The following is a 19,475-nucleotide window of genomic DNA, read 5'->3' on the forward strand; positions in this document are numbered from 1 at the left end:
TTTAAATGAAGCCTGTCGAGCAGGATATGACTCAATTACCTGAAGATGAGCTAACAGATGCAAAGCAACTCGAGGAAGAGGATGCCTGCGTGTCCGAAGCCGCGGTAGCACAAGAGAGCATCTGGCATGAAGCTGCAACAGCAGGAAAGGAAAAAGGGCAGCAGGACAGAGAGGGCGACACCCGGGATATAGAAAAAGAAGAGGAATCTCAAACAAAACAAAACCAATGCGCCCAGGAAACAACCCCCGCGCCGGAAGCCAGGGAGGAAGCAGAGAAAAAGGCAGGCGCACCTGTTTCGCAGATTAAACAGAAATACGTAGCCTTCTCGGAGTTGCCTGGTAATACCGTTGATTTGGCTCGAAATTCCGTAATTCCTCCTGCCATCATGGAGTATTACAAGCAGTTCGGACTTGATGAGGAAACCATTAAACTGATATTTCAAGTGCAGCCGTCCGAGGCGGCCTCCCACAAACCAGTTGACCTTCCACCTTTGCAGGGTAGTCCTAAACCGGGCGGCTGAGGCAAACCCGTCAGAGCGCGGTAGGATACCGCAGGCACGCAAAAGGGAGGAGCGCCTCCCTTTTTATCTGGAACCCGGATGTCATGAAAACTTTAGGGGGGAGGGACAGGAGTGCCAGATCCGATTATCGCCTCCACCAGGGAAGAATTCCGGTCTGTTTTCCATCTTGCTTTTGCCGACCATCCCCTCGCCGGCAGGATCGCAAACGCGGTCCTGTTCGGGGAGCTGCTGTCCGACGGGACGGTCCTGGTCTTCGGAGGGTACGACCTGGTTTTGTGCCATCGCAGACGGAGAAACAAAGGTGATGAAGACTGTTACACTACAGTTGTCCCTCGTACCTTTGTCGAAAAAGTACCCCTGGATGTATCCGGAATGGCAGGAAAGGCGGTGCAGGTCCGTATTTCCGTCAACCGTCCATTCCAGGCCAGGCTCAAAGCCGACAGGCCGCCCAGGGTGAGATTCTGGGACCTTTTAAAAAGCGTGATCTGGAATGGTAGATGGGTGCAGATCCAGGTTGAGGGCGAGATAACCGTTGATCTCCTGCCCGCCGGGGAGTTCATTCCGGAGAAGCGCCTTGTCGATCTTGCAGGTGCGAGGACCGATAAAAGAGATGCGGGTGAGATCAAGTCCGTTGGCGAGGGAGTTTTGGCGGGAGAAAAAGCGAAGAGAGCGGCAAAGAAGAAGGATGGCGAGATTACGATCGAACTGGATGCCCTTGCGGACCTGATACTTGAAGTCATCCGGCGGCGCCAGGGAGACACGGCCGCCGGGCCAGCCGGCACCGTCTCCGCACAGGGTCTTCCTGCGGCTCTTAAGGACTCGGGGGGAGCGCCCCCGGAGCAGGGGAACGGCGGGGTACCGGCTGCAGAACCGGAAGCATCCCAGACAATAAACCCGGAAATGCTGGCGGACCTGGTGAAAAAAGTTATCCGCGCATACGAGGAGGAAAAGCGCATTAAATCCGCCGCGGTGCTCCCGGAACCAGAAAAGGGGGCGCAGCTCATGCAGGGCCTGGACCTCTCCGGGCTGCCACTGGAACAGATCCCTAGCCGTCCTGGTCTTTACCGGACCTTTACCCCATCAAACCTTCCCCCTCCAAAACCGCACAGCAGCAGCGTTTCTGGAGAACAGGGAAAAGCGCCCGGCTGGGCGGAAATCTGCTCCCTTTTGAAAAACATCCCGGTCTACCCTCCCGGCAAGCCCACCGATCCAAAAGAAACAGGCAGCGGATAAGAAATCGCTGCCCTTGAGCGGCCCATGTCCTATGTTGTCTCAACAGTAACTTGCACAATGTAGTTAAGGACAAGATAAACCGGCGGTGCCCCGGGAGGGGTGACCTGTATCAGATTTCCGTTAATAGAATCCAGGACACCAGTTACCGGGCTGCCTACAACTGGAATAACGGTCACGGTAGCCCCGACATTCGTCCGCAGCAGTGCAAAAAGCTCAGGAGAAGCACCAGTTGGTATTACAGCCATGCTCATTCCTCCTTCTTTGATTCTCTTGTTTATACCGGCGTGCCCGGAGGGAGGGTATGCAGGTAATCAATCCGGGCGAAAGGAATATGAACATCTACTATCCTTGTGTTTTCCGGAAAGGAAACAATCAAATAATCGCTTCCCACCAGAGTGAGTGCCCCTGTTACTGTAGCGACAGCCCCGGTGTGAACGAGTACCAGTTTGCCCACTAAACTGCGGACCTGGGTTTCAAAGGATGATACGGCAGGCATAATATCTGTCCTCCTTCCAGTGTTTTCCAGATACTAATAGAGTACCGCCAGGGAATCCTGCTGTCTGGTCATGTTTCCTGTTCAGTTGCAGATTGCCATATTATGTCCATTTTTGTCACAGAGCGGCAGGTGATTCAACATAAAGATTGGGGACAGGTTTCCTGTACCTGTTCTCTTTGAATTTCATTGAATCGGATTGTAAACCGGAAAGGCAGCGTATCAACCGCTGCCTTTCGCACGGCTTTCTCAGTTGCGGCTTATGGATCAACCGTTCCGTTCTGGATGCCGTCAATGAAGACGTTGAAGGTGGCGAGCCCGACCCCTGCTCTGACGAAGAGAATGGTGCAGGCAGTGCTGCTGTCGTGGAGGGCTCCGGTCGGATCGGTGAACTCCACCGGCAGGGCGAAACTCACAACTTTTGTTGTAACAGGATCCGTGAACTGGATGGTGTCAATGCCGCCTGCAAACCCGCCCACGGTTGGGAAGGGGGCATTGCCGGTGACATCCGTTACAGCCGTGATGGTAGTCCCGGCGCGGATCAGCGAAACGGTTACGCCGCCAAGCCCCACACCGGGTGCAGTTTGAACCGTAACCACCGGAGTGTCCTGGCACTTCTGGGGCGGGAAGAGCGGCTGGGTCGGCGGGCAGGGAAACTCGGGCTGCGGTACGGCGACGCACGGGTTCAGTTCGCAGAAGCCGTAGCTCGGTACGAGCAGTTTCACCAGGGCCTTGATCTGGATCTCCTTGCAGACCTTCACCCGGCAGCAGATGAGCTGGTCTCCTGTTGCCGGGTCGGTGGTGACATCGCAGGTGCAGGGGCCCACGGCGAGGACCTGGCACTGCACGAAGGTCCCGTCCGGCGCCCACATGAATGCCTGGGTGATTCCCTGCAGGGTGATGGTAAAGGTCGGGCAGATGACGGTGCCGTCCGAGGTGACCGTAACGCTGACCTGCACTTCATTGAACACCAGCACCGGCCTGAAGAAAGGCGGGTTGAAGGGCCCGAACCCGACAAAGAAACACCTGGCGGTGTTCGGCACCACGTTGCAGGTAATTGTAGCCCCCGGAGGAATGGGGGCAGTGCAATGATCCGCCGCTCTCACGCAGCTTCCAAGCAGTTCTTCCGTCGCGCACTGGTCGTAAACTTTAAAAACCTCAATGCAGTCCTTTTCGGTAAACGGCGGGCAGTTCGGGATGCCGCCGACTTGCGGGCACTTGCCCGGTGGGATTGCCATAAGATTCCCTCCTTTGAGATCAGGTTGCAAGATCTTTTGCCAACTATTTTCAGCTGCTGGTATTACATTATATGGAAGCAATTGAAATGTGTTACTCTAATCTCCAGAGAGGAAGGGAGGTCCGGCCAGGTTTCACAGGAAACAAATGCCTCGAATATTATAGATTAAAGAGCAATCAACAAGGGGGCCGTTTGGTCGCAACCATAATGCTCCTCTCAGCGGCGCAAAGCAACGGCGAGGAGGGCAGAGGAGGAAGGGATCTTGACCGCCATCAAAGACCGGTTGGAAAAAGCGCTTAAAACTGAGCAGGCTCTTTTCAGGGTTTACCAGGACCTGGCAAACAGATTGAGCGATACAGAACTGGGCCAGGCATGCCAGCAAATGGCTTTAAGGGCGGAAGAAAACATAAGACTGATCAATCGCTGGTTGATCTGCCCGGCATGACCCGAAAAGAAGCCTGCCGGGGGCAGGGAAATTTGAAGGGTATGTGCGGGAAAAAAATCAAGGCTTCCACGAATCGGGAAGCCTTTTTCACCCGTTCTTGCCGATCTACCTCAGGCAACCACACAGTGGTACAAGCGTGCCGCTGCGATTTGAATTACTGCCGCAGCCCCCAGGAGGACGATCCAATCGACTTCAGGCCGGGGTACGCTGCCGCTTACCAGGTAGCCCCGCAACAACTCTACTACGTAACTCAGAGGATTTACCGCAGCCAGAAAACGCAGCCAGGCAGGCATGACCGCAACAGGGTAAAGGGCATTGCTGGCGAAAAATAAGGGCATGGTAATTACCTGACCAAAACCCATAAACCGCTCCCTCGTCTTTAAGATTGCGGCAAAGATCATGGACAGCGTAGCAAAAAACATGGCCCCCACGATCAACACCAGCACACTGAGAACTATGCTCTTGGGGCTCCAATGGATCTTGAGCCTCAACAACAGGGCCAAAAGGAAAATGAACGCTACCTGGACGACGGCACGGATCCCGGCGCCCAGTGCCTTGCCGGTGACAAGGGCCGCACGCGGCACTGGCATGGCCAGCAGTTTCTGCAGGATGCCCTGGTCCCGCTCCCAGATAGTATTCAGCCCGTAAAAAATCGCGATAAACATCATGGACTGCGCGAGAATACCTGGGGTGATAAAGGTCTGGTAGTCCACGCCGCCGGTCGGCACAGCCCGGATGCGGGAAAAAGCCTGGCCGAATACCAGCAACCATAAAACCGGTTGCACCGCCCGGGTGAACAGTTCTGTGGGATCGTGGCGCAACTTGCGGATTTCCATCTCAGCCACGGCCAGCAAGCCGGACAGGTAATCGGCGATACCATTCCCCAGTGACCGCCGGCAAATCGCAGGGATTCCGGTTTCAATTGAAGCGCTGGACACGGCGCCGCACCTGGCGCATTTCACGGAAGCTCCCTCCCGACTCCATCTGGCTACCGGTAAAATAGGTGAAGACGTCTTCCAGGGTTGCCTGAGGATTGCCTGTCCTGGCTTTCAACTCTGCCGGCGTCCCCTGGACAGCAATCCTGCCCCTGTCCATAATGGCCACCCTCCTGCAGAGGGCTTCTGCTTCCTCCATGTAGTGGGTAGTAATCAGAATGGTGAGGCCGGTTTCCTCCCGGAGCAATTCCAGAGCCTTCCAGACGGTGTGCCGGGCTACCGGGTCCAGGCCCACCGTGGGTTCGTCCAAAATTAACACTCTAGGACGGTGCAGGATCGCCTGGCCGATTTCCAGCCGCCGCACCATGCCGCCCGAATACTGCCGTACCAGTCGGCTGGCTGCTTCTTGCAAATTAAGGAGGGTCAGAATTTCCCGGATCCGCTGCTCCCGTTCGCGTTTAGGTATGCGTAATAATTTTGCAAGGAAAAGCAGGTTTTCATAGCCGGTCAGGCTGCTATCGGCCGAAAGCACCTGTGGTACATAGCCAATAAGCCGGCGCACCAAGGCCCCCTGCCGGCTGCAGTCTATCCCTTCGACCTTTATCTGGCCGGCAGTAGGCGGCAAAAGGGTTGCCAGGATCCTGATGGTCGTGGTCTTCCCGGCGCCATTAGGGCCTAAAAGGCCGAATACCTCCCCCTCTTCGACGGCAAAGCTAATGCCGGCTACTGCCTCATGGTCGCCAAACCGTTTTACCAGGTTCCTCACTTCAATAGCCAAACCCATGGCAGGACCTCTTCCCGCTAAACTCGCTTAAGCAGTTTTTTTAGCAGTTCCAATAACAAGGCACGGTCCTCCAGGCTGAGGGGGGCCAAAAGGGCTGCCATGGCCTGGCGCTTTTCGCTCGCCCACTGTTCCAGCACTGCCTGGCCTGCCTCGGTCAGGCTCACCTCGACCACGCGTTCATCCTCGATCTTTCGCCGGCGGGCCACTAAACCCATTTTTTCTAAGCGCTTGGTAGCCGCCGTTACCGAACTGTTGGTGATGCCCAGGCCCTCAGCCAGGTCGCTTACGTTCGCCGGACCAGTCCTCTTAAGCCGCTTTAGGAGCCAGTATTGTTCCGGGGTAATTTTCCCCTTGCGCACCGGATGCGCAGCCTGGCGCCACTGTTGCCAGAACTGCCAGAACGCATTTACCAGCCGTTCGGTCAGCGAATCCGAATCCCGATCTATCGCCAAGTCGCCACCTCCAGGAATCGCACTTAAATTTTATCTTCTAATAGTTTGACTGTCAATATATTTCACGGCCGGCGCATCCCTGCTTTCTGCTGGGGAGGCCTGCCTCCCTCCTGCGAAGCAGGAGACTTTCCGGCTAAGGCCCAAATCGGGGTTTTTGCGAAAACAAACCGGCAACGGTACGGATGGAAAGAGACGAGAGGTCCGGCCCCATGAAGCCTCAGGCTACCCCCCGGCACGGAGGGCCTCCAGGAGGCGGCTGACCGCAGCAGCCGCCTCGGCGCGGGTGAGGGGGGCTGTGGGAGCAAAGGCCTGCGCGGACCGGCCGCGCAGGACCCCGGCCTGGAAAGCCTGTGCTGCCGCTTCCTGAGCCCAGGCAGGAATCTGAGGCCAATCCTGCCAGGCTGGCCGGGTAAGGAATTCCTCCTGCCCTTCAAGCTCGGGGGCAAAAAAGGCCAGCACCCTGGCAAAGAGCACCGCCGCCTCAGCGCGGCTGAGGAAGCGGTTCGGCCTGAAGCAGCCGTCAGGATAGCCGCGGACAAGGCCGCGCTGCACCGCCTGCGCCACGGCAGGCCGCGCCCATGCGGGAATCAGCGAAGCATCGGGAAACTTAAGAGAACCGGATGCACCAGACCAGCCGAGGGCCGCGCTTAAAAGCACCACCATCTCGGCGCGGGTGACCGGGGCGTCGGGCCGGAAAGTTCCGTCAGGATACCCTTTCAATAAGCCCTGTGCAAGAAGGGCCTCCACATCCCCGGCCGCCCAGTGCCCTCCAAGGTCCCTGAACACGCCCCCGGAGCGTGGGGGAAGGGTGAGATACTGGCCGGCGACCCCGCCGGTGCGGGAATCAACGGCAACGATTTGCAGCACCAGGCCCTCCGGCTCTTCCCCGGCGCCTGGATCGAAAGCATAGACAAACCGGCCCCCCCTGCCGGGAGAAACAGCTTCACGCTCCCCTTCCGGCCGGAAAAGGTAAAGCCGATCGGCCGAAGTCACGCCCGAAAGGATCGCGTAACCGTCGCGTCGGGAAGCCGCCACTTCAAGGCGAGGAGGCATCACGCCCGGCCGCGTCCTGGCAGCAACAGCCGCAAGGAGGGGTCCCCCGCTCCCCTCCACCAGGAAGGGCGTCAGTGCTGCTTCTTCTCCTGCCGCAAGGTCCTCCGGGGCTACGGGATACCCGTTTTTCGTCACCTGCGTTCGCTTGCTTACCTGGTAAGTGCCGCCTTCTGCTCTCAGGATCCCGCTCCCAGGGTCGTAGCCGCGCAGCACTTCCTTCCTCTCTCCTGTTGTTTCGGCCAGATCAACGCGCCAGGCAGTGCTGCTCCCCGGATCCAGATAGAGGCGCGCCCAGTCTCCAGGCTCGACTGCCGCCACCTGGGCGGGGAGGCCCCAGCGGTAGAACCTGGTATCGGGCGCAAGGTGAAGAATCCGGAACTTATTCTGGTCATCGATCAGGTAGAGCACCCGGTTCTGCAGGTTCAGATAAACAACACGCCCGTAGACAACGCGGCTGTGCGCTTTAAGAGCCAGGATCTCCCGGGTGCCGGGGAGCAAAACCGCAACCAGATGCTGCCCGGGGCGGAGTTGTGCAGGTGCAATCTCCTTTTGGTCCAACCGGAGAGAGATGCCAGGATGGAACCGGTAAGTGTATCCGTTGGACAAAACAATCTCCCCCGCTTCCGGTTCCACCTGGACAATGGTGCCTACTGCCAGCCGGCGCCGCGCCCCAACGTACATCACCTCTCCGCTGCCGGGTTTGGATACAAGCTTCACCTTCAAGCCGGGGAGAAGCTCTTCCCAGGCGGGGCAGGAGCCTGCACCAAAGGGGAGGTCGGCCGGGTCGGCCTCAGCCAGTTCGTCCAGGTAGGCAAGGGCGGCGCGGGGCGCGAGCGGGAAGGGGCGGGGATTCCCCAAAAGAAAAATCTCGCGCCTTTCCAGATCCACCTTATTTAAGAAGCCCTCCGTTTCCGAATACGAGAAAACGCCCCCCCAGAGGGTCTGGGTGGAGGGGTTGAGCCAGCCCCTGAACGCTCCCCCCGGCGGGAGGGAGGCAGGTTCTGCAGCTGCTCCGTTGGCCCAGAGAAACTGGTCTGCCCCGGGGGCGAGATAAAAGCCCCCCGTGTAAGCCCCGGGATCGACCTCCGTGACCAGGTAACCATGCTCTGTCTTCAGCACCTGAACGCCATCCTCCTGCCAGGTACGCGCCACGACGTAGGAGCAGCCTGGGCCGGAGCCCCCCTCGGGCCGCAGGTAAATGTCCGCCCCGCGCGGCGATTCTCCTCCGGATGAAAGCCTCTCCCGGGCCGGACGCGGCGCCTCCCCGGGGGAAGAGGCGGGCCAGGGGAAAAGCCGCCCGTCCCGCACAAACCGGACCCTGTCGGGGGCGAGGGCTACCTCCCGCCCGGAGGCGAGGGAAACCCGGTCTCCCGCAGCTGCAACAATCACATCCTGCACCAGGGGCTGCCCGTAAACGAGCGCAAAATCCTGCGCCTTCCCGGCAGCCCCGGGCACCGTATTCTGGGTGATTTCCGTTCCCCTGACGTAAATGGTGTAGGAGCCCGGGACCGGCTCAGGGATCAAGACCTGCTCCACATTGTTAACGTCATCAGCTTTTTCGGGAAAGAGGAAGGCATTCCCCCGGAACTCCCTCCCTGCCGGGTCGCGCACCACAAGGTCAAGGTTGTTCACAAGGGGGCGCACCGAGCCAGGCGCCACCCCGGGGTCCGTCCAGGCGAGGGTGACTTTCAGGGGCGCCTTTTCGTCCCGGACCTGGTAGGTGTAGCTCAGGACCTGACCGGCCGCGACGCCCTCCCTGGCATCCCGGAATTGAAAAGACCTTTCCCGGAGGGCAAGAACCGTCCCCCCCAGGTCGAGAATTCCAAACCCCGCGCTGCCGGGTCCCTTTTCCAGGGGGCGCGCCCCGCAGATCAATGCCGCCTTGAGCAGGGCCGCCGAGGGGTTCGCAAGCGCCTCGTACTTCTGGAAATACTCCCGGAGGAGGGCGGCGCTCCCCCCGGCCACCGCCGCCGCCATGCTGGTTCCCTCCCTGTAGGTGTAATAAGAGCTGGGTACGGATTTTCCCGCAAGCAGGCTGGAGCGCGCGGAGATTGCCGCACCGGGAGCAAGAATTTCTGGTTTCAGCCTCCCGTCGCGGGTGGGCCCCCGGCTGGAAAACTCCGCAGGCATCCGGGCGTCAACCTGGCCGGGATTAAACAGAGGGTGAGGACTCTGGCTCGCCCCCACCACAAGGCCATTTTTCGTTGCGGCCTCCGGAGTCAGGCTCCCCTCCCCTGGACCGCCGTTTCCGGCGCCAAAAATCACGAGAAAATCGGGATGGCGCCGCACAAACTGGTCGGTCTGGGCTGCCGCCGCGAGATAACCGCTCCCCTCGCCCCCCCAACCGTTCACGTGGATCCGTACACCTGCAGCATAGGCAGGCTCAAAAAGGGCGGTCAGGTCGGGAGGAGGCTCCAGCTTCCCCTGGGGGTTCAAAAGCGCCTGGAAGTAAATGCTGGCCCCGGGGGCGATCCCCCGGAACCTCCCCTGGGAGGCTGCCCCGCTTCCGGCGATCGTCGCCGCCATGTGGGTGCCGTGCCCGTCGGGATCTGCCGCCTTAGGAGCCCCCGCCCAGGACTTCAGCATCACCACCTTCGGCATCTCCCCGGGCAGGCTCTTCAAATCAGGGTGGATCTCCTCCGGCGAGCCCCGGTCCAGGCCGCTGTCCGCCAGGCCGATAATCTGCCTCGCCCCGGTGAGCACCCCCTCCGGCCCGGCAGGAGATGGGAGGAAACCGGAAACACCCAAAGGCGCGGCCCCCACAAGATCCCGGGCGCGGTCGTTCAAGAAGCGGTAGGAGGAGGCCGGCTCGATAAAGACGACATCAGGGCGGCCTGCCAGGTCGAGGAGGCGCCCGGCGGGAATGGACACCCGGAGCACCCGCCCCGGTTCCCCCATCCCCCGGAGCACGGCCCCCCCGAGGCCCTCCACAACCCGCGCCATCCCTTTCTTTTCGGCAGCCCGGAAAAGGGTAATATTCACCACAACGGGCCGGGCTCCAGAAGCGCGCGTCTCTTTTAGAAGCTCCGGGGCCAGGCGCGCCTCCGGGCGGAAAGGCTCCAGAGCTTCACCCAACGCCTCCCTCGCCCCGGGCAGCCGGCCGGCGGGGATCCGGACGAGCAGGAGGCCCTTTTCCAGCAGGTCCCCGCTTTCGGCGCCCAGTCTGGCAAGAGCGAGCCGGAAATCTCCCTCAACTTTTTGTAAATAGACCACAAATAAACTACCGGCTGCGCCGGTCCCGCCGCCACCCGGTTCTGCATCTCCGGGAGGCCCTGCACGCCCCCCAGGGGGCTCCCCGTCTCCAGGAGCAAGGAGCAGGCTTCCGGCAACCAGGCAACCGGTTAAAAGAAACAAAAGGCAAAACCCGAGCAGCTTTTTCCCCAATTCGAGTTCTCCTCTCCAACCGCCCCGTGAAGCTTATTTCCATATTTAACAATACGTCTGCGGAGGAGTTTTTCTTACAACATGAACCTGCAAAAGGGTGCCTGCACCGGGACAGCCTACACCCCGCGCCGGAAGGCTTCCTCCCGGGCGCCGCGGCAGGCCGCCCGGAGAACCATCCAGACAAAGCGGGGAAGAACCAGGGCGCGCCGCCAGCGGGCAGGCTCCTGCAAAATGCGGTAAAACCACTCCAGCCGCAGCCGCCGGAAAAAGGGAGGTGCCCGGCGCAGCCGCCCGGCCAGGACATCAAAGCTGCCTCCGACTCCGATGGCAACCAGCGCTCCCAGTTCCTGCCGGTGCACCCAGATAAAGAATTCCTGCTTCGGCGAACCCAGCGCCACCAGCAACAAATCAGGCCGGGCTGCCCGGATCTTGCGGATTACCGCCAGGATCTCGGCCTCGGGAAAATAACCGTGCTCCGTCCCGGCCACCCGCAGGCCGGGGTACTGCCGCCGCAGGTTCAACGCTGCAGCCTCGGCAACCCCGGGCGCCGCCCCGAGCAAAAAAACACGCCACTTCTCCCGCGCCGCGTGGGCGGCAAGGGCATGGATCAAATCAATCCCGGTGACGCGCTCCGGAAAGGGGCAGCCAAGCCGGCGCCCCGCCCAGATCACTCCGTGGCCGTCCGGCACCACCAGATCCGCCTGATTGACAAGGTCCCGGAAGGAGGCGTCGTGCTGCGCCCTGTAAAGCATCTCAGCGTTCAGGGTAACGACCTGGCGCGTTGCGGCGGGAGGAAAAAAATCGCTGCCCGTGAGCTCCCCCCACAGATACTGCTCCCGGATCCAGCCCCGAATCACGGATGCAGCTTCCGCTAAAGTTAAAGGGTGGATGCCCACCCCCAAAACCCTTTTCTTCTCAGGTAGCACTGCTCCTGCCATCTTTTCCCGACTGCCCGGCCCTCCTTCAAACCTGCCCGGCACCGGCGGAGGCCGGAGCGGGGGCATCCTCACCGGGTGTTCCGGCCTCGGGAGAGAAGCCTTCGTGGAGGGCGCGCACAAGATCAGGAATCTCCTCCAGTTTGGGCACCCAGTAGCTGCCGCCGTTGATGGTCTCCGGGTGCCCGGGCAAAATGCAGCCTTCCACCCCCGAGCTGTCAATTTTATAGAACAACCTGGCGAGTTCGATCATCTGGGAAACACCCAGGTTCGTCTTCACCTCATCCGAGAGAATGCTCACCAGCTCCGGGATCCGCCAGAGGTTTCGCCACTGCAGGGCTTCATCGGCAAGGGCCGAAAAGAAGCGCTGCTGCTGCTTGATCCGGTCGATATCCCCCAGCGGGTAGTTCCGGTACCGGACGAAGGCGAGGGCATCAGAGCCGTTGAGCCGCTGCACGCCCGGGTAGAGGTTGATCCCCTCCTCAGGGTAGTACATCCGCTGCTGGACCTCAATGGTTACGCCGCCCAGGGTGTCCACAATCTTCCGGAACCCCTCAAAATTGGTCTCGATGTAGTACTTCACATCGATTCCAAGCAGATCGCTCACCGCCCGGGCTGTTGCTTCGGGCCCTCCCAGGGCGTGGGAAACATTGATCTTGTCCTTGTGAAGGCGCCCCGGCACATAGGTGTAAGTGTCCCGGGGAACCGACAGCAGCCGCACCTTCTTTTCCTTCCGGTCCAGGAAAGCCACAATAATGGTATCAGCGCGGGAGGGTTCCTGGGGCTCCCGCTGGTCGACCCCCAGGAGAAGCACCGGAACCACACGCTCGGCAGCAGCAGCCGGCGGCGTGATGGTTCCCGTCCTGGAAAAGGGAATGCGGCCCCCCGCCAGCAAGTATCCTGCCAGCAGCAGGGCAAGGAAAAACAGGACCAGGAACAGCGACCACCCGGCGCGCCGCAGCTTTTTGCCCCGTTTTTTCTTCGCGCTCCCCAATCCCCGCAGCCTTGTGGGTTCGACCAGGCCCCAGTCTCTCGTTTCCTCCCAGTCGCTAAACTCAAAATCCAACCGGCATCACCAACCCTCTCCCTGCGAGGGCCTCCTCCCTATCGACCCTCGCCTCTTACTCCAGCGCCAGCACCCGCGCCAGCGCCACCGCCAGTTCCGCCCTGGTCATGGCGCGCTGGGGGCGGAAGGTGCCGTCGGGATAACCACCGAGGATTCCGGCTGCGGCCAGTTCTGCCACATCGCCGGCAGCCCAGTGCCCCTTCAGGTCCCGAAAAACACCGGAACCCCCGCTCCCTGCCCGGGGACTGAAGGCCCTGTTCAGAACAACCGCCGCTTCGGCACGGGTCACCCCTTTTTCGGGACGAAAGGTTCCGTCCGGATACCCCTGCAGGTATCCTGCGGCCCGCGCCGCCCCTATCGCCCCCGCCGCCCAGTGGCCCGGTCCAAGATCGGAAAAAACCGCCTCGCCAGGCCGCGGGGAAAGATTTTTCGCCCTGGCCAGCATCACGGCCAGCTCCGCCCGCGCGACCGGCCGCTCGGGATAAAACCTGCCGTCAGGGTAGCCGCCGATGATTCCCCGCGCCCGCAGGGCAATCACGGCCCGCTCCGCCCAATGGCCCCGCAGATCCGGAAAGGATGCGGCAAAACTTTCCTGCACCGCCCGGATTCCCTGTTCGACCAGGGCAAGGCGCCTCTCCAGTGCGCTCAATTTCCGGCGCGGCTCTTCGAAAAGGCCCTCCAGGTGCCGCAGCAGCGAACTCCGCGTCAGGACCGGATCGGAGGCCGAACCGGGCTCCCCGCTTCCCGGCGCCACCACTGCCCCCTGCCCGGCCCCTGGTTCCAGGACCTGCGCCAGAACCTGGCCGGTGCGGGGCGCCCCCCAGAAGACGGAGGTGCAGAGGAAAACCGCTGCCATTGAAACTAAAAAACATAATGATCTTCTTATATTATCCATCAAACTTTTCCCCCTGGAAACCCATCGCGACAATTTTCCTAAATCTTTTCCACTTTTAATTTTTACTTTCGGCAGCCCCTTTTTGAATTCCTTCCTGAAACAAAAAAGAAAAAAGGCCAGGGCCCTTTGTCGAATAAACTCGGGCCGCCTGGCGGCGCCGCGCGCTGGCCTGGCTTTTTTCTCCCGAATTAAGAAACAACAGAAGGCGCGGGTTCAGCGCCAGATCTTTTCGAGGGTCACGCCCCGGTAATAATAGCGGATGATCTCGGCCGGGGACTTCCCCTGTTTTGCGAAGTAGTAAGCTCCCCACTGGCTCATGCCTACCCCATGCCCGCGCCCGCGGCCCGAGATCACCAGCGTCTGATCTCGCACCTCCAGGCGGTCGAGCAGCGTTGAGCGCATCACCTCCGGCCCCAAAGCAAGGCGCAGGGCGGGGCCGCTGATGGTCACGCTTCCCAATCTGATCTGGACTGCCCGTCCGGAGGGTCCCCGCTTGAGAATCGCCGCGGTCCCAAGCGCGCCCGGGTCCCGTCCGGTCTGGCTCCGCACCCTCTCCCGGACCTGGCCCAGGGGAAGGGAAACAGTCCAGCTCCGCTCCGGAGGAGGAGCAACCCGCTGGCCGGGATCGGGAACGCTTTTAATGTAAGGAGTTGGCTCTTTGGTAAAGTTTAATCCTTCAGGGGCAGTGGCGGTGCGCCCCCCGGCATTGGAATGGAACCATGCCCGCACGTACCGGCCGCGGTATTTGATTACCATGCCCCGCGTCATCTCAACCGCCCTGCGGACGTTCTCGTTGATCCGGGCGGGGTCGTAGGCCTGAAACTCCTGGGCGCTGGTGGAGGCGTCCGCGCCGCGCTGGGGAACACCCCCTTCGTATTTGATTTTATGCAGGGTGAAGGTGCGGGCAAGAATCGCCTGGGCGGCAAGGGCTTCCCGCGGCCAGGTTGGCTCCATTTCGGCCGCCACGACCCCCGCAATGTACGTTTCAAGCTTAATCTTCTTCTTTTCTCCCGTCCTGTTGTCGTAGAGGGTAATTGTGGGCTCGGTGTAGCGAAATTCGCGCCCCGGCCTTCCCGGCAGGGGCTGCCGCGCCGGCGGCCTCCCGCCCCGGAGCGCCCCCCAGAACGCCGCAAGCGCCAGTACGGCAATAACTGCGAAGGTTAATAAATGACCCCTCTTCGTCTGTTTCATCCCGATATTCCCTCCCGGAATTTCATCTAACCTCGCGGTCTTATTATAAACAGGAGGGAATCCTTGTATACCACTTTTCAGCCATTCTCTTCCCCGGGACAGGGAAGGCGCTCCTCCCCCAGCAGCCTGTAAAGGAACCGGGCCTGTGCTGCCGGAACATTGCGCTCCGGAACAACCAGAACCTCCACGCGGGTGATTTTTCTACCCCAGGTCAGGGTGATCACATCCCCGGCCTTGATTTCGGAGCCGGGCTTCGCCACCCTCCCGTTAAGCTGCACACGTCCGGCGAGGCAGGCCTCCTTTGCGGACGTGCGCCGCTTGAGGAGGCGGCTCACCTGCAGGAATTTATCAAGCCGCATTTCCTTCTCCGAATCCCTCCCCCTAAGAAAAGAAAAAAGGTCCTCAGACCTTTCCGGTGAAACGCAACAAAACCATTACCTGCTTCATCACAAAAGGAGTTTGCTCCGCAGGTAATTGCAGCTGCCTTGTTGAGAATTTTTTGTTTGAATCTTTTATGAAGAAATTGCATCCCTCAGCGCCTTGCCGGGCCGGAAGGCAGGCACCTTTGTAGCCGCGATCTGGATTTCTTCACCCGTCTGAGGGTTGCGGCCCGTCCTTGCCGCCCTGTTGCGAACCTCAAAGGTGCCAAAGCCAACAAGCTGAACCTTTTCCCCCCGGGAAAGCGCCTCTTCAATGGTGGCAAAAACCGCGTTCACCGCCTTTTCGGCATCCTTCTTGCTCATTTCCGACTTGTCCGCGACGCTGCTGATCAGTTCGGCCTTGTTCAAAAAAAACCCTCCTTTTTCTTAATTTTTTGCCTTTTGGAAGTCCATATTCGCCAGGATCCTTGAAACTCCTGCTGCCTGGGACTGATCTTTGAAAATTTTCCGGAAAGGTTAATGCCCCCGGGCCTTTGCCTCGTCCCAGAGAGCATCGAGCTCCAGGAGGGAAAGGTCCTGCAGCTTCAACCCCTGCGCCCGGGCCCTTTCCTCCATGTACTGAAATCTCCTGACAAACCTGTCTACAGCCAGGCGCAAGGCCTCCTCGGCGTTGACCTGGAGGAGCCGGGCAACGTTCACGGCAGCAAAAAAGAAGTCGCCGACCTCCGCCTGAAGCGCCTCCCGGTCCCCCCGCGCCCAGGCCGCACGGAACTCCTCCCATTCCTCCTCAAGCTTGGCTGCCGCGCCCCGGGCATCGGGCCAGTCGAAACCGACCAGAGCGGCTTTCCCCTGCACCTTTTGGGCGCGCTGCAGGGCGGGAAGATGGCGGGGGATTTCCCCCAGCAGCGACCGCGCTCCCGCCCCTGCTCCCCTCCCCCTTTCTTCCTGTTTGATGGCCTCCCAGTTCACCAGGACTTCGGCTGCACTCTCAACCTCTCTCGCCCCGAAAACATGGGGATGGCGGCGCTTCAATTTCTCGGTAATCCCTGCGATCACCTGATTTATGGTGAATTTTTGCTCCCTTGCCGCAAGGGCGGCATGGAAGACGACCTGCAGTAATAAGTCTCCCAACTCCTCGCAGAGTTTATGCGTGTTTCCTTCTTCGATGGCATCGATGACCTCGTAAGCCTCTTCGATCAGGTAATTTTTCAGGGTTTCGTGGGTCTGCTGGCGATCCCAGGGGCACCCCCCGGGGCCCAGCAGCCGGTTCATCACCTCCACCAGGGGATCCAGGATGTAGCGCGGCGCCGGCTCATCCTTCGGGTCAAAGGGCGGGAGGTAAAGGGTGGTCAGGTGGTCCAGCTCCTGCTCGCGGTCCAGCTGGTAAAGGGGGATTTCTTTGATCCTTTCCTCCCCCCGCACCCCCGCCGCCCGGACGAGGGTGACGGGGTGGTCGTCGGGAAAATGCTCCATCAGGGTGAGCTTGACCTCTGAGGCAAGAACCTGGTTGTAAACCTGGACCACAAGAACCCCCGTCCCGCCGGGAACGGAGAAAGGGGAGGCCGCCGGAGAGAAACGGCACAACTCAAAGGCGTCCACAATCAGCAGGCCCTCCGCGGGGTCGAGCCCGAGAACTTCGCAAACCACCTCAAGAAAACTCGGGGCAGAAAAGGTGCGCACCCGCACCTTCTCCCGCGGGCCCGCCTCCAGGAGATGCCTGACAACGGTCTCCCCCACCAGGGGGTGGCCCGGAACCCCAAAAACAACGGGGGTGTCATTTTCCCGCGCCGTCTTGATGAGGAAATCCGCCATTTTCCGGTAGACTTCTTCAAAGGATCTTGCCTTTTCATAAAAATCGTCGAGCGGCAGGAGCTTCACACCCTCTTTTTCTAAAAAGGGGACAACGGGGTGACACCGGGTGCGCAGGTAGACCTTCCGGCCTGCCTGCATCAGGCTGAGGTTGAGCGGGGGCAGCTGCATGGGATCACCCGGCCCCAATCCCACCACGTAGATTTCTCCGGCAGCAGCTTTTCCAGCTTGTTCGAACACGTTTTCTCCTTCTTCCGCCTGAATCAGTCTCTGGCAAAAGCAGCCTGTCCCCTTTTCTTCCCTAGCGGAAGATCCGGCGCACCTCAGATAGCCTGAGTTCACCGGTCCCCAGAAGAACTGCGAAATAGGTCGCCCCGCCGGCGAGTACGGCGCCGCAGGTTGCAACCAGATCTCCCGCCGGGCTCAGAAAGCTGTAAAAACCGGGGAGCCCTGCACCCATTATTGTAGCAGCCAGCAGGGGGCGGAGCAAGAAAAACATCGGCTCTTCGTATTTTATAAGGTGCCGCAAGGAAAGGTGATTGAGCAGAGAGGCGGTAAAAAACCCGAAAATGCTCCCCAGAGCCGCTCCTTTAATCCCCAGGCCCGGCAGCACGGTCAAATAATAATTGCAGAGGATCTTCACCCCGCACCCGACCATGAGGTTAACCATCGGAAGCCAGGTGAATCCGAGGCCCTGAAGCGCCCCCGAGGTTGTCTGCTGGAGGCCTGAAAAAAAAGCGGCCGGTGCGAGCCAGGCGGTAACCGGCCCGGCACCCGGATCGCCGAAGAGGAGAGCCGTAATCGGAGCGGCGAGGACCCCGAGCCCGACCGCAGCGGGGAGGCAGAATATGACCGTAATCCGGAGGGCAGTTGCCACCTGCCTCCTGATTTCCTTCCTGTCCCCCCGCGCCAGGGCCGCCGCCACGTTGGGAACAAGGCTGCTGGCGAGGGAAACGGTAAAAACTGCGGGAAGGTAGACCAGCGTGCCGGCCATCCCGGAGAGTTCTCCAAAAAGGGAGGTGGCCTCGCGGGCGGCGTAACCCGCCGCCCGCAGGCGGTTGGGAATCATCACGGCATCTATCGTCTGCACGAGGGGCATCACCAGAGAGCCTGCGGAAACCGGAAAGGCGTAGGCAAAGAGGCGCTTGAGCAGGTGCCCCGCGCCTCCCGAAAGCGCGGGGCCCACCCGCCGCGGCTTCGCGTTCACCGGCGCGGTTTTTTCGAACCAGAGAAAAATGCCAAATAAAACCAGCAGGCTCCCGAAACCGCCGGAAAAGGCTCCAAAGGCTGCCCCGGCGGCCGCGAACTCAACCCCCCGCGGGAGAAGCGCCAGAGCCGCCCAGAAGATCGTGCCCACCCGGACCAGCTGCTCCACAAACTGGGAAAGGGCGGTCGGCCACATCAGCTGCCAGCCCTGAAAGTAGCCCCGGAAGGCGGAAACCACCGAAATCACCAGAACGGCGGGAGCCACCGCGATCAGCGCGTAATAGGCCCTGACATCCCCCAAGACCTCCGTCGCGAGGTACGGTGCGAGTTCAAAAAGGCCGAGAGAGAGGAGCAGCCCCAGAACAAACAAAACCATAAGAGATAAAAAAAAGGTCTGGCACGCCCCCTGGCGGTCCCCCAGGGCCCCTTTTTCCGCCACCAGAAGCGAAATGGCGACGGGAAGCCCGGAGGTGGAAAGGGCAAGCAGAGTGGCGTAAATGGGGTAAGCCATCTGGTACAGCCCCACCCCCTCGCTCCCCACCAAACGGGTAAAGGGAATCCGGTAAAGGGCGCCCAGCACTTTAACAAGCAATCCTGCAGCCGTCAGGATGAAAGCACCGCGTAAAAAAGAATCCGGCTTCACCAGTTCTCCTCCCGTTTCCTTATTTCTTTTAATTAATGCTTACGATGGGGGGCCGCCTGTTAGACCATACTAAAAAATTAAAGGCGGCTGATAACGCCACCCTTTCTCCTCCCTGAAGGGGAGGCAACAGCTTGTTTTGAGGATCAAGCAACAGCCCGGGCCCGGTTCTATTGCTCCATCTGCTTCGCGAGGAAACCCGCTGCCGTTTCGGCAAGTTTGAGTTCCAGCTCACCCATCCGGACGTTGGGCTCTTTGGAGCAAATAATCACGGCCCCGATCGGGTCTCCCTCGGCAATAATCGGAGCGATCACCTCGCTGGAAAATTTACACCGTTCCTCTTCTTCATCGGTCAGGCAACCTTTGCAAAAGGGGTGTTCTCCGGCCTTTTCAATGAGGACAGGCTTGCGCTCCTCCATCACCCGTTCGACCGCAGGACCAATGGGCTTGTTAAGGAACTCCTTCTTTGGGGCGCCTGCTACGGCAATAATGTTGTCCCTGTCGGCGATGCAAGCAATGTGGCCAATCGCCTCGTGCAGAGAGTCTGCGTATTCCTTTGCAAAATCCCCTAATTCCCCAATTGGTGAATACTTTTTAAGGATAACCTCTCCTTCCCGGTCTACAAAGATTTCGAGGGGATCACCCTCCCGAATCCGTAGGGTCCGGCGGATCTCTTTGGGTATTACCACGCGGCCTAGATCATCAATGCGACGAACAATACCTGTTGCTTTCAAGTGCTTTTATCCCCCCTTCATTCCAAGATAAGGTTGAGCAGTGTCCTCACGAATAGTATATAACGAGAATGGGGGACTTATT

General features: G+C 60.1%; 19 protein-coding genes. 3 read left to right on the forward strand and 16 right to left on the reverse strand.

The window, feature by feature from the left end; genetic code table 11:
- Nucleotides 1-5 precede the first annotated feature (5 nt).
- Entirely contained in the window at nt 6-521 is a 516-nt protein-coding gene (locus tag HPY58_03885) for a hypothetical protein (GenBank protein NPV28793.1), read from the forward strand.
- Nucleotides 522-632: 111 nt separating this feature from the next.
- Nucleotides 633-1,754, forward strand: coding sequence for a hypothetical protein (locus HPY58_03890; protein NPV28794.1), 1,122 nt, complete (start codon nt 633-635; stop codon nt 1,752-1,754).
- Between the two features lie 29 nt (nt 1,755-1,783).
- Here the strand turns inward: HPY58_03890 and HPY58_03895 are convergent, their stop codons facing one another.
- The 3 genes from HPY58_03895 to HPY58_03905 all read right to left on the reverse strand — a co-directional run bounded on the left by HPY58_03895 (nt 1,784) and on the right by HPY58_03905 (nt 3,485).
- Entirely contained in the window at nt 1,784-1,999 is a 216-nt protein-coding gene (locus HPY58_03895; GenBank protein NPV28795.1) for a hypothetical protein, read from the reverse strand.
- A gap of 29 nt (nt 2,000-2,028) precedes the next feature.
- Entirely contained in the window at nt 2,029-2,250 is a 222-nt protein-coding gene (locus tag HPY58_03900) for a hypothetical protein (protein ID NPV28796.1), read from the reverse strand.
- A 257-nt stretch (nt 2,251-2,507) separates the two neighbouring features.
- Nucleotides 2,508-3,485, reverse strand: coding sequence for a hypothetical protein (locus HPY58_03905; GenBank protein ID NPV28797.1), 978 nt, complete (start codon nt 3,483-3,485; stop codon nt 2,508-2,510).
- 261 nt (nt 3,486-3,746) lie between these two features.
- On the opposite strand from HPY58_03905, the gene HPY58_03910 reads away from it, so the two are divergent.
- On the forward strand, nt 3,747-3,929 hold the full coding sequence (locus tag HPY58_03910; GenBank protein ID NPV28798.1) for a hypothetical protein: 183 nt from the start codon (nt 3,747-3,749) through the stop codon (nt 3,927-3,929).
- 110 nt (nt 3,930-4,039) lie between these two features.
- Here HPY58_03910 and HPY58_03915 read toward each other — a convergent pair whose 3' ends face one another.
- The 13 genes from HPY58_03915 to spoVT all read right to left on the reverse strand — a co-directional run bounded on the left by HPY58_03915 (nt 4,040) and on the right by spoVT (nt 19,393).
- Complete coding sequence (locus HPY58_03915; GenBank protein NPV28799.1) at nt 4,040-4,765, reverse strand: ABC transporter permease; 726 nt, start codon at nt 4,763-4,765, stop codon at nt 4,040-4,042.
- An 82-nt stretch (nt 4,766-4,847) separates the two neighbouring features.
- On the reverse strand, nt 4,848-5,648 hold the full coding sequence (locus HPY58_03920) for an ATP-binding cassette domain-containing protein (GenBank protein ID NPV28800.1): 801 nt from the start codon (nt 5,646-5,648) through the stop codon (nt 4,848-4,850).
- A gap of 17 nt (nt 5,649-5,665) precedes the next feature.
- Nucleotides 5,666-6,100, reverse strand: a complete 435-nt coding sequence (locus tag HPY58_03925) for a MarR family transcriptional regulator (protein NPV28801.1) — start codon at nt 6,098-6,100, stop codon at nt 5,666-5,668.
- A gap of 222 nt (nt 6,101-6,322) precedes the next feature.
- Nucleotides 6,323-10,537, reverse strand: coding sequence for a S8 family serine peptidase (locus HPY58_03930; GenBank protein ID NPV28802.1), 4,215 nt, complete (start codon nt 10,535-10,537; stop codon nt 6,323-6,325).
- 116 nt (nt 10,538-10,653) lie between these two features.
- Nucleotides 10,654-11,475, reverse strand: coding sequence for a WecB/TagA/CpsF family glycosyltransferase (locus tag HPY58_03935; protein NPV28803.1), 822 nt, complete (start codon nt 11,473-11,475; stop codon nt 10,654-10,656).
- 25 nt (nt 11,476-11,500) lie between these two features.
- Nucleotides 11,501-12,538 carry an LCP family protein gene (locus HPY58_03940; protein NPV28804.1) on the reverse strand — a complete coding sequence of 346 codons (1,038 nt, stop codon included), beginning with the start codon at nt 12,536-12,538 and terminating at the stop codon, nt 11,501-11,503.
- A gap of 55 nt (nt 12,539-12,593) precedes the next feature.
- On the reverse strand, nt 12,594-13,394 hold the full coding sequence (locus HPY58_03945; protein ID NPV28805.1) for an S-layer homology domain-containing protein: 801 nt from the start codon (nt 13,392-13,394) through the stop codon (nt 12,594-12,596).
- A 252-nt stretch (nt 13,395-13,646) separates the two neighbouring features.
- Complete coding sequence (locus HPY58_03950; GenBank protein NPV28806.1) at nt 13,647-14,624, reverse strand: SpoIID/LytB domain-containing protein; 978 nt, start codon at nt 14,622-14,624, stop codon at nt 13,647-13,649.
- A 77-nt stretch (nt 14,625-14,701) separates the two neighbouring features.
- On the reverse strand, nt 14,702-14,983 hold the full coding sequence (locus tag HPY58_03955) for an RNA-binding S4 domain-containing protein (protein ID NPV28807.1): 282 nt from the start codon (nt 14,981-14,983) through the stop codon (nt 14,702-14,704).
- A gap of 153 nt (nt 14,984-15,136) precedes the next feature.
- Nucleotides 15,137-15,412 carry an HU family DNA-binding protein gene (locus HPY58_03960; GenBank protein ID NPV28808.1) on the reverse strand — a complete coding sequence of 92 codons (276 nt, stop codon included), beginning with the start codon at nt 15,410-15,412 and terminating at the stop codon, nt 15,137-15,139.
- Nucleotides 15,413-15,520: 108 nt separating this feature from the next.
- Nucleotides 15,521-16,984 carry a nucleoside triphosphate pyrophosphohydrolase gene (mazG, locus tag HPY58_03965; protein NPV28809.1) on the reverse strand — a complete coding sequence of 488 codons (1,464 nt, stop codon included), beginning with the start codon at nt 16,982-16,984 and terminating at the stop codon, nt 15,521-15,523.
- 130 nt (nt 16,985-17,114) lie between these two features.
- Entirely contained in the window at nt 17,115-18,662 is a 1,548-nt protein-coding gene (locus HPY58_03970) for a polysaccharide biosynthesis protein (protein NPV28810.1), read from the reverse strand.
- A 167-nt stretch (nt 18,663-18,829) separates the two neighbouring features.
- On the reverse strand, nt 18,830-19,393 hold the full coding sequence (gene spoVT / locus HPY58_03975) for a stage V sporulation protein T (GenBank protein ID NPV28811.1): 564 nt from the start codon (nt 19,391-19,393) through the stop codon (nt 18,830-18,832).
- Between the last annotated feature and the right edge of the window lie 82 nt (nt 19,394-19,475).

It is taken from the genome of Bacillota bacterium, assembly GCA_013177945.1.
Classification (GTDB): domain Bacteria; phylum Bacillota; class DSM-12270; order Thermacetogeniales; family Thermacetogeniaceae; genus Ch130.

Coding starts and splice junctions, on each gene's coding strand:
- HPY58_03885 (NPV28793.1), top strand. CDS start 6: ATGAAGCCTGTCGAGCAGGATATGACTCAATTACCTGAAGATGAGCTA.
- HPY58_03895 (NPV28795.1), bottom strand. CDS start 1,999: ATGGCTGTAATACCAACTGGTGCTTCTCCTGAGCTTTTTGCACTGCTG.
- HPY58_03900 (NPV28796.1), bottom strand. CDS start 2,250: ATGCCTGCCGTATCATCCTTTGAAACCCAGGTCCGCAGTTTAGTGGGC.
- HPY58_03905 (NPV28797.1), bottom strand. CDS start 3,485: ATGGCAATCCCACCGGGCAAGTGCCCGCAAGTCGGCGGCATCCCGAAC.
- HPY58_03915 (NPV28799.1), bottom strand. CDS start 4,765: ATGGAAATCCGCAAGTTGCGCCACGATCCCACAGAACTGTTCACCCGG.
- HPY58_03920 (NPV28800.1), bottom strand. CDS start 5,648: ATGGGTTTGGCTATTGAAGTGAGGAACCTGGTAAAACGGTTTGGCGAC.
- HPY58_03935 (NPV28803.1), bottom strand. CDS start 11,475: ATGGCAGGAGCAGTGCTACCTGAGAAGAAAAGGGTTTTGGGGGTGGGC.
- HPY58_03945 (NPV28805.1), bottom strand. CDS start 13,394: ATGGCAGCGGTTTTCCTCTGCACCTCCGTCTTCTGGGGGGCGCCCCGC.
- HPY58_03950 (NPV28806.1), bottom strand. CDS start 14,624: ATGAAACAGACGAAGAGGGGTCATTTATTAACCTTCGCAGTTATTGCC.
- HPY58_03955 (NPV28807.1), bottom strand. CDS start 14,983: ATGCGGCTTGATAAATTCCTGCAGGTGAGCCGCCTCCTCAAGCGGCGC.
- mazG (NPV28809.1), bottom strand. CDS start 16,984: ATGCAGCTGCCCCCGCTCAACCTCAGCCTGATGCAGGCAGGCCGGAAG.